Annotated in this window: 12 protein-coding genes; 11 read left to right on the top strand and 1 reads right to left on the bottom strand. The window is 65.0% G+C overall.

The annotated features are described in order from the left end of the window. The 6 genes from PMI42_RS10520 to PMI42_RS10545 all read left to right on the top strand — a co-directional run. The coding region (locus PMI42_RS10520; protein WP_008133418.1) for a putative hydro-lyase at positions 1-766 on the top strand (766 nt) is incomplete at its 5' end. 89 nt (positions 767-855) lie between these two features. Continuing rightward, the gene (locus tag PMI42_RS10525) at positions 856-2,100 is read left to right on the top strand and encodes an ABC transporter substrate-binding protein (protein WP_008133420.1); all 1,245 of its coding nucleotides are present in this window, start codon (positions 856-858) and stop codon (positions 2,098-2,100) included. Positions 2,101-2,132: 32 nt separating this feature from the next. Then, entirely contained in the window at positions 2,133-3,011 is an 879-nt protein-coding gene (locus PMI42_RS10530) for a branched-chain amino acid ABC transporter permease (protein ID WP_035965171.1), read from the top strand. A gap of 1 nt (position 3,012) precedes the next feature. Further along, the gene (locus PMI42_RS10535; protein WP_008133423.1) at positions 3,013-3,990 is read left to right on the top strand and encodes a branched-chain amino acid ABC transporter permease; all 978 of its coding nucleotides are present in this window, start codon (positions 3,013-3,015) and stop codon (positions 3,988-3,990) included. Continuing rightward, a complete protein-coding gene (locus PMI42_RS10540) occupies positions 3,987-4,718 on the top strand; it encodes an ABC transporter ATP-binding protein (protein WP_008133425.1) in 732 nt (243 codons plus the stop codon). The genes PMI42_RS10535 and PMI42_RS10540 overlap by 4 nt, the downstream gene beginning before the upstream one ends. Continuing rightward, positions 4,702-5,406: an ABC transporter ATP-binding protein gene (locus PMI42_RS10545; RefSeq protein ID WP_008133427.1), complete on the top strand. Its 705-nt coding sequence runs from the start codon at positions 4,702-4,704 to the stop codon at positions 5,404-5,406. Before PMI42_RS10540 ends, PMI42_RS10545 begins: the two co-directional genes overlap by 17 nt. Positions 5,407-5,603: 197 nt before the next feature. On the opposite strand, the gene otnC is transcribed toward PMI42_RS10545, so the two are convergent. Further along, positions 5,604-6,290 carry a 3-oxo-tetronate 4-phosphate decarboxylase gene (otnC, locus tag PMI42_RS10550; protein WP_008133430.1) on the bottom strand — a complete coding sequence of 229 codons (687 nt, stop codon included), beginning with the start codon at positions 6,288-6,290 and terminating at the stop codon, positions 5,604-5,606. Between the two features lie 116 nt (positions 6,291-6,406). Here otnC and ltnD point away from each other — a divergent pair, with 116 nt between their 5' ends. The 5 genes from ltnD to PMI42_RS10575 form a co-directional block, all read left to right on the top strand. Then, the gene (ltnD, locus tag PMI42_RS10555) at positions 6,407-7,324 is read left to right on the top strand and encodes an L-threonate dehydrogenase (RefSeq protein ID WP_008133432.1); all 918 of its coding nucleotides are present in this window, start codon (positions 6,407-6,409) and stop codon (positions 7,322-7,324) included. A gap of 15 nt (positions 7,325-7,339) precedes the next feature. Further along, positions 7,340-8,122, top strand: coding sequence for a 2-oxo-tetronate isomerase (otnI, locus tag PMI42_RS10560; protein ID WP_008133434.1), 783 nt, complete (start codon positions 7,340-7,342; stop codon positions 8,120-8,122). After that, complete coding sequence (gene otnK / locus PMI42_RS10565) at positions 8,119-9,405, top strand: 3-oxo-tetronate kinase (RefSeq protein ID WP_008133436.1); 1,287 nt, start codon at positions 8,119-8,121, stop codon at positions 9,403-9,405. The genes otnI and otnK overlap by 4 nt, the downstream gene beginning before the upstream one ends. A 172-nt stretch (positions 9,406-9,577) precedes the next feature. Continuing rightward, entirely contained in the window at positions 9,578-11,269 is a 1,692-nt protein-coding gene (locus PMI42_RS10570) for a methyl-accepting chemotaxis protein (RefSeq protein ID WP_008133438.1), read from the top strand. 180 nt (positions 11,270-11,449) lie between these two features. Continuing rightward, positions 11,450-13,483: methyl-accepting chemotaxis protein (locus PMI42_RS10575; RefSeq protein ID WP_008133441.1), on the top strand; the 2,034-nt coding region annotated here is incomplete at its 3' end.

Consider the following 13,483-nt stretch of genomic DNA (forward strand, 5'->3'; position numbering starts at 1 on the left):
GAGCCGTCAGGCGCGTTTGGCCTATCGTGGCGGCGAGGTCGGTTCCACCGCCGGGGTCGCCCCCGGCTTCGTGCAGGGCAATCTGGCGATCCTGCCGGCGGAATACGCCAGCGCCTTTCACCGCTTCTGCCAGCTCAACCCGAAGCCGTGCCCGATCATCGGCATGTCCGATGTCGGCAGCCCCCATATCCCGGCACTTGGCGCCGATCTCGACATCCGTACCGACGTTCCCCGCTACCGCGTCTGGCGCGACGGCGAAGTCGTGGACGAGCCGACCGACGTCACCAGCTACTGGCGCGACGATCTCGTGACCTTCGTGCTCGGCTGCTCCTTCTCGTTCGAGGAGGCGCTGCTCGACGAGGGCATGCCGATCCGCCACATCGAGCAGAACGTCCGCGTGCCGATGTACCGCACCAACATCGCATGCGGCGAGGCCGGTCCGTTCGCCGGACCCATGGTGGTGTCGATGCGTCCGTTCAAGCCGGCCGATGCGATCCGCGCGGTGCAGATCACCTCGCGCTATCCGGCCGTGCACGGCGCGCCGGTGCATCTTGGTCATCCGCACCTGATCGGTATCAAGGACATCGCCAAGCCCGACTATGGTGATCCCGTGCCGGTCGCCGATGACGAGGTCCCGGTGTTCTGGGCCTGCGGCGTCACGCCGCAATCGGTGATCAACGCCGCGAAGGTGCCGTTCGCGATCACGCATTCGCCCGGCCTGATGCTGGTGACGGATCTGAAAAACAGGACCATGGCCGTGATTTAATGGGCAGCTTTTGCTGCTTCTTCAGGCTTTACGCTATCTGCCAATCGCTTCATTCGATACGCGCAATTCAGTAACAGGGGACTTTGCCCATGACGATCACTCGCCGCGACGTTCTGCTCGGAGCCACTGCCACCGCCGCATTGATGCCGCTCGCTGCGCGCGCGCAAACCAACGAAGTGGTGATCGGCGCCACCTATCCGTTGTCGGGCTCGGGCGCCCAGGTGGGCGTCGACGCGCAGCGCGCGTTCGAGACCGCGGTCGATATCATCAACAACGACCAGGACTTCGATCTTCCGCTGGCAAAGGGCCTGGGTCTTCCCGGCCTCGGCGGTGCCAAGATCCGTCTCGTCTACGCCGACACGCAAGGCGACCCGCAAAAGGGGCGCGCCGAAGCCGAGCGCCTGATCACGCAGGAAAAGGTCTGCGCCATCCTCGGATCCTATCAAAGCGCGGTCGCCGTCACGATCAGCCAGATCTGCGAACGTTACCAGACCCCGTTCCTGTCGGCGGACAACTCCTCGCCGAGCCTGCATCGCCGCGGCCTGAAGTATTATTTCCGCGCCTCGCCGCATGACGAGATGTTCTCGGCCGGGATGTTCGACTTCCTCGATGCGATGAAGAAGAAGGGTGCCAAGGCCGACACGCTGGCGCTGTTCCACGAAGACACGATCTTCGGCACCGACTCCGCCAATGCCCAGACCAAGCTCGCGACCGAGCGCGGCTACAAGATCGTCGCCGACATCAAGTACCGCGCCAACTCGCCGTCTCTGTCGGCCGAAGTCCAGCAGCTCAAGGCCGCCAATGCCGACGTGCTGCTGCCCTCGAGCTACACCACCGACGGCATCCTGCTGGTCAAGACCATGGCCGAGCTCGGCTACAAGCCGAACGCGATCGTGGCGCAGGCCGCCGGTTTCTCCGAAAAGGCTCTCTATGACGCGGTCGGCGACAAGCTCGAAGGCGCGATCACCCGCGGCAGCTTCTCGCTCGATCTCGCCGCCAAGCGGCCGATGGTCGGCAAGATCAACGACCTGTTCAAGGCGAAGTCGGGCAAGGACCTCAACGACAACACCTCGCGGCAGTTCATGGCTATGATCATCATCGCGGACGCCATCAACCGCGCCAAGTCCACCGACGGCGAGAAGATCCGCGACGCGATGGCAGCAACCGAAATTCCGGGCGAGCAGACCATCATGCCCTGGAAGCGCGTCAAGTTCGACGACATGGGCCAGAACAACGACGCCGATCCGGTGCTGCTGCAATATGTCGGCGGCAAGTTCGTCACCATCTTCCCGTCGCAGGCGGCGGTTGCCGATGCGATCTGGCCGATGAAGTAAGCGACCAGGTTGCGGGCGGGGGACGAAGCAACGTGACAGCCGAAACCATTATCCAAAGTCTTGCGAGCGGCCTCTTGATGGGGCTGCTCTACGGACTGATCGCCGTTGGCCTGGCTTTGATCTTCGGCCTGATGGACGTCGTCAACTTCGCCCATGGCGAGTTCCTGATGCTCGCGATGTACGTGACGTTCTTCCTGTTCACGTTCTTCGCGATCGATCCGCTGCTGTCGGCGCCACTGGCTGCCGCCGCCTTGTTTGTTCTGGGGGCGGTGGTCTATCTCGTGATCGTGCGGTTTGCGATGCGTGCCAAGGCCAATGTCGGCATGGTGCAGATCTTCGCGACCTTTGGCCTCGCGATCGTGATGCGCGGACTGGCGCAGCTGTTCTTCACGGCGGACTATCGCAGCGTCCCCAACTCGTGGCTCGGCGGCAAGACGGTATCGGTCGCCGGAATCTTCCTGCCGCAGCCGCAGCTGTTCGGCGCGCTGGTCGCGATCGCCGCGTTCGGCGGGCTCTACCTCTTCATCAACCGCACCGATTTCGGCCGCGCGCTGGAAGCGACCCGTGAGGATCCCGGTGCGGTGGCCCTCGTCGGCATCGACAAGAACCGCGTGTTCGCGCTCGGCTGGGGCCTGGGAGCCGCGCTGGTTGGCCTCGCCGGCGCGATCATGGCGAGCTTCTTCTACATCTATCCCGACGTCGGCGCGTCTTTTGCGCTCATTGCCTATGTCACGGTGGCACTCGGCGGTTTCGGCAGCGTATTCGGAGCCTTTGCCGGCGGCATCATCGTCGGCCTGGTCGAAGCCACAACTGCGCTCGTGCTGCCGCCGTCACTGAAGTCGGTCGGCATCTATGCCGTCTATCTCCTCGTGGTCTTCGTCCGGCCGCGCGGCCTGTTCGGATCGATGTGAGATGGACAAGAGCTTCACAGAGCGGCGTCGCCGCGAACTCCTGGTTGCAGCTTCGCTGACGGTCGTCGCGGCGCTCGTGCCGTTGTTCATCAAGAACCCGAACGTCCAGAACATCATGATCTTGACGCTGATGTTCGGGGCGCTGTCGCAGAGCTGGAACATCCTGTCGGGCTATTGCGGGCAGATATCGCTCGGGCACGCTCTCTATTTCGGTCTGGGCGCCTATACCACCACGCTGCTGTTCACCAAGTTCGGCGTGCCGCCCTGGTTCGGGATGCTCGCCGGCGGCGCCATCTCCGCCTTGATCGCGATGGCGCTCGGCTATCCCTGCTTCCGCCTTGGCGGCCACTATTTTGCGATCGCCACCATCGTGATCGCCGAGATCGGCCTGCTGCTGATCCAGAACTGGGAGTGGGCGGGTGCGGCGCTCGGCATAGAGATGCCCGTGCGCGGCGACAGCTGGCTGAAATTCCAATTCGCCCGCAGCAAGCTGCCGTACTTCTATTTCGCGCTGGCGCTCGCCTGCATCGCCTGGTTCGTCACCTGGTTGCTGGAAGATTCCAAATGGGGCTATTGGTGGCGCGCGGTGAAGGACAATCCCGATGCGGCCCAGAGCCTCGGCGTGGTCGTGTTCGATTCCAAGATGGGAGCTGCGGCCGTCTCCGCCTTCCTGGTCGCGATCGGCGGCAGCTTCTATGCCATGTACGTGTCCTATATCGACCCGGGCAGCGTCATGGGCTTTCAGTTCTCGCTGCTGATGGCGTTGCCGGCGGTGCTGGGCGGCATCGGCACGCTGTGGGGGCCGCTGCTCGGCGCGATCATCCTGATTCCGCTCACCGAGCTGACGCGCTCCTATATCGGCGGCTCCGGCCGCGGCGTCGATCTCATCGTCTACGGCACGCTGATCGTCGTGATTGCGCTGGCGCGGCCGGAAGGTCTGATCGGGCTGTTCTCGCGCCGCAAGGGAGCCACACGATGACCGCGCTCCTCGAAACCCGTGGCGTCTGGCAGCGGTTCGGCGGCCTCGTCGCCAACAGCGACGTCTCGATCTCGGTCGGACGCGGCGAGATCGTCGGCCTGATCGGTCCCAACGGCGCCGGCAAGTCGACGCTGTTCAATCTCATCGCCGGCGTGCTGCCGCCGACGCAAGGGACGATCTGGTTCGACGGTGAGGACGTCACCAACATGCCGGCCGCGGAACGTTGCCAGCGCGGCGTCGGGCGCACCTTCCAGGTCGTCAAGAGCTTCGAGACCATGACCGTCATCGACAACGTCATCGTCGGTGCACTCGTGCGCAACACGGTGATGCGCGAAGCCCGCCGCAAGGCGCACGAAGTGCTGGAGTTCACCGGCCTTGCCGCCCGCGCCGACGTGCTCGCGAGCGACCTCGTGCCGGCCGAGAAGCGCCGCCTCGAAGTCGCGCGTGCGCTCGCGACCGAACCGAAACTGCTGCTGCTCGACGAGGTGCTCACCGGCCTGACGCCGACCGAGGCGCAGACCGGTGTCGCGCTGGTGCGCAAGGTGCGCGAGACCGGCGTGACCGTGCTGATGGTCGAGCATGTCATGGAGATCGTGATGCCGCTGGTCGACCGCGCCATCGTGCTCGACCTCGGCAAGGTGCTGGTCGAGGGCAAACCCACTGACGTCGTCCGCGATCCCAAGGTGATCAGCGCATATCTGGGAGATCGTCATGCTGTCGGTGCATGAAGTCACGACCGCCTATCAGGGCCTGGTCGCGATCTCCGCGGTCTCGATCGAAGTCCAGAAGGGCGAGATCGTCTGCGTCGCCGGCGCCAACGGTGCGGGCAAGTCGACGCTGCTCAAATCCATCGCCGGCGCCGAGCGTCCGCGCTCGGGCACCGTGACGTTCGACGGCAAGCGTCTCGACGGCATGGCGCAGCATCATATCACGGCCACCGGCATCGCCTATGTGCCGGAAAACCGCCGCCTGTTCCCGCGTCTTTCCGTGCGCGACAATTTGCGGCTCGGCAGCTATCTCTACCGCAGCGAAGCAAACCGCGAAGAGCCGCTCGATCTGGTCTTCAAGCTGTTCCCGCGCCTGTCCGAACGTCTCGAGCAGCGCGCCGAAACGCTGTCCGGCGGCGAGCAGCAGATGCTCGCCATCGGCCGTGCCCTGATGACGCGCCCGCGGCTGTTGATGCTGGACGAGCCCTCGCAGGGCATCATGCCGAAGCTGGTCGATGAGATTTTTCAGGCGGTGAAGCTGATCCGCGACTCCGGCATGACCGTCCTGATCGTCGAGCAGCGCATGGCCGAGTGCCTCGAGATCGCCGACCGCGCCTACATCCTGCAAACCGGTCGCGTGCTGATGCAGGGCCCGGCGGCCGAGATCAGGGGCAATCCGGACGTGCGCAAGGCGTATCTGGGGCTATAGCCGCACGCACAGTGCAGTAGCCCGGATGAGCGCAGCGATATCCGGGGCAAGTGGTCCCGCATGTCGCTTCGCTCATGCGGGCTACGATCGTCGCCACAACCTCCGTCATTGCGAGCGCAGCAAAGCAATCCAGAATCCCTCCGCGGAAAGACTCTGGATTGCTTCGCTACGCTCGCAATGACTGGGAGAGAGCCGGGCTAATGCTCGTGCCCGTGCTCCGGCAACGTCACGCCGAATACCTTCACCAGATCCGTCACCTGCTCCGGTGACAGGTACCGCGGGTTCATCCCGCGCAGCAGCAGATACAGCTTCGCCGTCTCCTCCAGCTCCTCGGTCGCGAATACCGCGGCCTCCAGCGTGTCGCCGGCGACGACCGGGCCGTGATTGGCGAGCAACACGGATGAATACTTCCCCGCCAGTCCCTTGATCGCATCCGCCACGGCGGGATCGCCGGGGCGATAATAGGGCACGAGCGCGGTGGCGCCGCATTTCATCAGATAATAGGCCGTCATCGGCGGCAGCACGGCGCGCGGATCGATTTCAGGGAGCATTGAGAGCGCAACCGAATGGGTCGAGTGGAGATGCACGATCGCACGCGCACTGCCGCGCGTGTCGTAGAGCGCATTGTGCAGCGGAACTTCCTTGGTCGGCGCATCCCCCGACACCAGCCGACCCTGGCCATCCAGCCGCGACAGTTTGGCGGGATCGAGGAAGCCGAGCGAGGCATTGGTCGGCGTCACCAGCCAGCCACCGTCGTCCAGCTTGACGCTGATATTGCCGGAGGAGCCCGGCGTCAGCCCGCGCTCGAACAGGGACCGTCCGAAGCGGCAGATATCCTCACGCAGCCGCGTCTCGTTGCGCGTTTCAGGTCTGGTGGCCGTCATGCCTGCTTGTCTCACGCTTTGGCAGCGCGGCCAAGCCGTGTTATTCGATCAGCGAGCCGCCGTAAGGGCGAGCCGTCCGGGAAACGTTCGCAAGACTAAGTTGAAGGGTCAGTTGCATGTCCGCCTCCACGTCACAAAATCAGCGTATCGCCGTCGTCGGGCTCGGCTCGATGGGATTTGGCATGGCGACCTCGCTGAAGCGCGCCGGTCACGCCGTCACCGGCTGCGATGTGTCGGCCGATGCCGTGGCCCGCTTCGTGCAGGACGGTGGCGCGGGTGCCAAGACGCCGGCCGAGGCGGCCAAGGGGGCCGATATCGTCGTCAGCGTCGTCGTCAATGCCGCGCAGACCGAAGCGATCCTGTTCGGCAAGGATGGTGCTGCCGAGACCATGCCGAAGGACAGCGTCTTCGTCTCCTCGGCCACCATGGATCCTGACGTGGCGCGGCGCCTCGCCAAACAGCTGGAAGCGACCGGCCGGCATTATCTGGATGCGCCGATCTCCGGCGGAGCGCAGCGCGCCGCGCAAGGCGAACTGACGATCCTTGCCTCCGGCAGCCCCGCCGCCTTCACAAAGGCGCGCCCGGCGCTCGATGCCATGGCCGCCAAGCTCTACGAGCTCGGCGATGCCGCCGGCCAGGGCGCCGCCTTCAAGATGATCAACCAGCTGCTGGCCGGCGTGCACATCGCTGCCGCCTCGGAAGCGATCGCGTTCGCGGCCAAGCAGGGCCTCGACATCCGCAAGGTCTACGAGGTGATCACGGCCTCTGCCGGCAATTCCTGGATGTTCGAGAACCGCATGCCGCACGTGCTCGACGGCGACTACACGCCGCGTAGCGCGGTCGAGATCTTCGTCAAGGATCTCGGCATCATCCAGGACATGGCGCGCAGCGCCAGGTTCCCGGTGCCGGTCTCCGCCGCAGCGCTGCAGATGTTCCTGATGACATCGGCCGCCGGCATGGGCCGCGATGACGACGCCTCGGTCGCGCGCATGTATGCGCAGGTCACCGGCGTCAAGCTTCCCGGCGACAAGTAAGCAAGAGGATTTCCAATGCCCCGTTTCGCCGCCAACCTCTCGATGATGTTCACCGAGGTGCCGTTCCTCGACCGCTTCGATGCCGCTGCGCAAGCCGGCTTCACCGCCGTCGAGTTTCTCTTTCCCTATGAGCATCCGGCCGAAGCGATCGGCGAGCGGCTCAAGCGCAACGGTCTGACCCAGGCGCTGTTCAATCTGCCGCCGGGCGACTGGAACGCCGGCGAGAAGGGCTTTGCGGCGCTCCCCTCGCGCTTCGCCGATCTCAAGGCGAGCCTCGAGACCGCGCTGCCTTACGCCAAGGCCACGGGCGTCAAGCGGTTGCATCTGATGGCCGGCATCGCCAATCGCGGCGAGCGCGTCGCCATCGAAGCCTTTTACAAAGCGGTGGCGTGGGCCGCGGAGTTCTTCGCGCCGCACGGCATCGACATCGTGATCGAGCCGATCAATGCCCGCAACGTGCCCGGCTACTTCCTCAACGATTTCGGCTTCGCGCGTGACCTGATCCAGGAGCTGCGGCTTCCGAACCTGAAACTCCAGTTCGATATCTATCACTGCGGGATCATCCATGGCGACGTCACCATGCGACTGCGCGAGATGATGCCGATCATCGGCCACATCCAGATCGCCAGCATCCCCTCGCGCAACGAGCCCGACGACGAGGAGCTGAACTATCCGTTCCTGTTCGCCGAGCTCGACCGGCTCGGCTATGCCGGCTTCGTCGGCTGCGAATACAATCCGCGCGGCAAGACCACCGACGGCCTGGCCTGGTTCAAGCCTTATGCGGGAGTGAAGCCGTGAGTCTTGCAGCAAGAATTTCTCTCGGCTGCATCGCCGACGACTATACCGGCGCCTCCGATCTCGCCAACACGCTGACGCGCGCGGGCCTGCGCACCGTGCAGACCATCGGCATACCCGCCGACGATCTGGCGCTGCCCGAGGTCGACGCCGTCGTGGTGTCCCTGAAGAGCCGCTCGATCGAGGCCGGCCTTGCGGTCTCGCGCTCACGCGCGGCAGATAAATGGCTGCGCGGCCGCGGCGCCAGCCATGTGCTGTTCAAGATCTGCTCGACCTTCGATTCCACGGACGCGGGCAATATCGGCCCGGTCATGGATGCGCTGCGCGCCGATTGCGGCGAGGGCGCCGTTCTGGTGACGCCGGCTTTCCCGGAGACGGGCCGCACCGTCTACCAGGGCAATCTTTTCGTCGGTGCCGTGCCGCTGAACGAGAGCCCGCTGAAGGACCATCCGCTCAACCCGATGCACGATTCCAACCTGGTTCGCGTGCTGGCGCGCCAGAGCACGACGCAAATCGGCCTCGTCGATCTCGCCACCGTCAGCCGCGGCGCAGACGCCGTGCGGGCGCGGCTGGCCGAACTCGCGGCCAAGGGCATTGGCGCTGCGATCATCGACGCCGTGTTCGACCGCGACCTCGAGACCATCGGCCTCGTGGCCGCCGAACATCGGCTGTCGGTCGGCGCCTCCGGCATCGGCCTTGGGCTGGCGCGGGCGCTGGTCTCGACGGGAAAGGTCAAGTCGGCTGCGGCGAGCGGCGACACCGGCGCTGCGGTCGGCGGACCGGCGGCGTGCCTGGCCGGAAGCTGCTCGCAAGCGACGCTCAAGCAGATCGCCAGCGCCGAAAAGGCCATGCCGGTGCTTCATCTCGACCCCGACCGTATTCTTACGGGAGCGGGCGAAGCGCAACGTGCGCTGGACTGGGCACGGCCCCTGCTGGCCAAAGGTCCGGTGCTGATCGCATCGAGTTCGACGCCGGATCAGGTCGCCGCGCTCCAGGCACGTCACGGCCGCGACGCAGCCGGGCATGCGATCGAGCAGGTGATGGCCGACATCGCGGAAAGCCTTGTAAAATCAGGCGTGCGGCGTCTGGTGGTCGCCGGCGGCGAAACGTCCGGCGCCGTCGTCGATCGGTTGAAGATCCCCGGGTTTCTCGTAGGAGTAGAAATCGCCGCGGGCGTTCCTGTGCTGCGTTCGGTCGGCACCGGAGGCGACATGCTGCTCGCGCTGAAGTCCGGCAATTTCGGTGGTCCGGAGTTTTTCTCGGATGCGCTTGGGCTCATGCGCTGAGCGCAGGGCATTCTTAGCTGCCTGTTCATCTCTTTCAGGCTCCGTACTCGTACGGAGTCGTAGTTAACATCCGATCAGTCGCTCTGTTGTCTGATGTCGACGTCGCTCCCTTTGGTTGATTCTTAAGACCTTCCGGACGCGCGCGCCCGCGCCAGCACAACGAGACCCGATTATGTTCGCTACCATTTCCATTCGTGCCAAGATCATCAGTGTCGTGGCGTTCCTGCTGGTCGCGATGGCCGGCATGGGTCTGCTCGCCGTCATGAAGATGCGGTCGATGAATGCCAACACCACCGACATCACGACCAGCTGGATGCCGAGCGTACGGGTGCTGGGTGACCTGCGCGCAGGCGTGATTACCTATCGCAACGTGATCCGCGAGCACATGCTCGCGGAGACGCTGGAAGAGAAGCTCGCGGCGGAGAAGACCCTCGCGACAGTGGTGGAGGCGAACACCAAATTCCGTCGCGCCTACGAACCGATGATCACGTCGCCGGAGGAACGGGCGCTCTACGCTGAATGGTCGAAGATCTGGGATGAGTACAAGAAGGGTACCCAGGACGTCATGGCGCTATCGCGCAAGGAGGCCGGCAAGGTCCCGCACGAGGCACATGAGCTGAACACCAAGACCGTCAACAAGATCGGACTTCAGGCCGACGAGGTCCTGCGCAAGGACATCGAGCTCAACACCAAGGGCGGCGATCAGGCCGCGCAGGATGCCGCCGACAGCTATTTCTATGCCTTCATGCTGGTCTCGATCATTCTCGGTGTTGCCGTCGTCATCGGCACCGGCGTCGGCTTCTACCTCGTCCACGACGTCTCCAGCGGCATCAACTCGATCGTCGAGCCGATGCAGGCGCTCGGCAAGGGCGACCTTTCCGCCGAAGTCCCCCATCGCGGCGAGAAGACCGAGATCGGCGCCATGGCCGACGTGCTCCAGGTGTTCAAGGAGGCGCTGATCGCCAAGAAGGCTGCCGACGAGGCCGCCGCTGCCGACGCCGAAGCCAAGATCGAGCGCGGCCGCCGCGTCGACAACATCACCCGCGAATTCGAGACCATGATCGGCGAGATCGTCCAGACCGTATCCTCGGCCTCGACCCAGCTGGAGGCCTCCGCCTCGACGCTGACCTCGACCGCCGACCGCTCCCAGCGGCTGGCGACCACGGTTGCCGGCGCATCGGAGGAAGCCTCGACCAACGTGCAGTCGGTGGCCTCGGCGACCGAGGAGATGGCTTCATCGGTCAGCGAGATCAGCCGCCAGGTGCAGGAATCGGCGCGGATGGCGGGCGACGCCGTCGGTCAGGCCCGATCCACCACCGAGCGCGTCAGCGAGCTCTCCAAGGCAGCCTCGCGCATCGGCGACGTCGTCGAGCTGATCAACACCATTGCCGGCCAGACCAACCTCCTGGCGCTCAACGCGACCATCGAGGCTGCGCGCGCAGGCGAAGCTGGTCGCGGCTTCGCGGTGGTGGCGTCCGAGGTGAAGGCGCTCGCCGAACAGACCGCCAAGGCGACCGGCGAGATCGGCCAGCAGATCTCAGGCATCCAGGCGGCGACCAACGATTCGGTCGGCGCCATCAAGGAGATCTCCTCGACCATCGAGCGCCTGTCCGAAATCTCCTCGGCCATCGCGGCCGCGGTGGAAGAGCAGGGCGCTGCGACACAGGAGATCGCCCGCAACGTTCAGCAGGCGGCGCAGGGCACCCAGCAGGTCTCCTCCAACATCACCGACGTGCAGCGCGGTGCCACCGAGACCGGCACCGCCTCCTCGCAGGTGCTGTCGGCCGCGCAGATGCTGTCGAACGACTCCAGCCGGCTCAAGACCGAAGTCAGCAAGTTCCTGACCAACGTCCGCGCGGCGTAAAGTCGCCCGGGCAGGTACCCGACTACGCAAGAGCGGCGCCATCGGCGCCGCTCTTTTGCTTTTGGCTCATGTCCTTGCGCGTGCTGACTTATTTTTCACGTGGGTCCTACGGTTCCAATTCTTTACGAGTTCCGAACACTGCGAACCTTAACTCGTCGCAGTGTTTTGGAGACCCAAATCGTGAAGCTGCTTTCATTTTCTGCCATTCGCTCCATCCAATTGAAGATTGCCCTGATCGCCGGCCTCTGCCTGGCGGTGACCTGCATCGTGCTGATCGGCTACGGCCTCTTCTCGACGCAGAGCATGAACCAGTACGTGACCCACGAGGTCATGAAGCTGGTCGACAATCAGACCAAGGAGAGCCTCATGAATCGGGCCTCCACCGAAGCCAACGCCATCAAGGCCGAGCTGGAGGTTGGGTTTGATGCGGCACGCACCATCGCGCATGCCTTCGCGACGCTGGCTGACGAGAAGACCGGCACGCCCATCGCGGCGCGGCGGACCCAGTTCAACGCGCTCCTGCGCCACGTGCTCGAGCTCAACCCCGCCTTCAACGGCACCTACTCGGCCTGGGAGCCCGGTGCCCTGGACGGCGACGATGCGACATTCAAGGGCCGCAAGGAGGCGGGGTCGGACAACACCGGTCGCTTCCTGCCGTACTGGACTCGCAACGCCAGCGGCGCCATCGCCGTTCAGCCGCTCGTCGAATACGACAGCAGCGAGCGGCATCCCAACGGCCTCGTGAAGGGTGCCTGGTACATCAATCCGAACACCACGGGTAAGGAAAACATCCTGGGCCCGTTGCCCTACATCGTTCAGGGCAAGGCCGTCTTCCTCGCGACCATGTCGGTACCGGTCATGATCGACGGCAAATTCCGCGGTGTCGCCGGCGCCGACTACAATCTCGATTTCGTGCAGAAGCTTGCCGTGAAGATGAACGGCTCGCTGTTCGAGGGCAAGGGCAAGGTCGCGATCCTCAACGACACCGGGCTGATCGTCGCCAACAGCGCCAACCAGGACGTGATCGGCAAGAACGCGCCGGAAGCCGATCCGCGCTGGAGCGAAAGCCTCGCCATCGTCAAGGCCGGCAAGGGCGCGGTGCAGGATGATCCCAAGTTTGCCAACATCGACATCTATGCGCCGATGCGCTTCGGGCTCACCGAGAACGCCTGGTCGGTCGTGATCTCGATCCCTCGCGACGTGGTGCTGGCGTCCGCACGGCAACTCGATGCCTCGCTCGGTGCCCGTGCGACCTCCAACACATTCTGGCAGCTCGGCGTCGGCCTGGTCATCGTGCTGGCGGCGATCTTCCTGATCTCGTTCGCCGCACGCAAGATCGCGCGGCCGATCCAGGATTGCGCGAATTTCGCCGACGGCATCGCCAAGGGCGATTTCAACCAGCAGCTCGAGATCGAGCAGGCCGACGAGGTCGGCAGGCTCGCGACGTCGCTGAGGTCGATGCAGGGCGACATCAAGCGCGGCATCGAGCAGCGCGCCCAGGACCAGGCGACGGCCGATCGCGAGCGCCGGCGGGCGATGAACGAGCTGGCGGACAGCTTCGAAGCCTCGGTCGGCGGTATCGTGGAGACGGTGTCGACGGCGTCCGGTGCTCTGGAATCCTCGGCCGGAACGCTCAGCTCGACGGCCGAACGGGCGCAACAGTTGACCAAGGTGGTCGCTGCTGCGTCGGACCAGGCATCGGGCAATGTGCAGTCGGTCGCCTCGGCGACGGAGGAGATGGCCTCCTCCATCGGCGAGATCAGCCGTCAGGTGCAGGAATCCGCGCGGATGGCGAGCGATGCCGTCGGCCAGGCCCGCGCCACCACCGAGCGGGTCAGCGAGCTCTCCAGAGCGGCCGCCCGCATCGGCGATGTCGTCGAGCTGATCAACACCATCGCGGGCCAGACCAACCTGCTGGCGCTCAACGCGACCATCGAGGCGGCGCGCGCAGGCGAGGCCGGCCGCGGCTTCGCCGTGGTCGCCTCCGAGGTGAAGGCGCTGGCCGAGCAGACTGCGAAGGCAACCGGTGAGATCGGCCAGCAGATCTCCGGCATCCAGGTCGCGACCAACGACTCGGTCGGCGCGATCAAGGAGATCTCCTCGAGCATCGAGCGCCTGTCGGAAATCTCCTCGGCGATCGCAGCGGCGGTGGAAGAGCAGGGCGCGGCCACGCAGGAGATCGCACGCAACGTCCAGCAGGCGGCGCAGGGCACC

This window comes from Bradyrhizobium sp. YR681, from assembly GCF_000282615.1.
Taxonomy (GTDB): Bacteria; Pseudomonadota; Alphaproteobacteria; order Rhizobiales; family Xanthobacteraceae; genus Bradyrhizobium.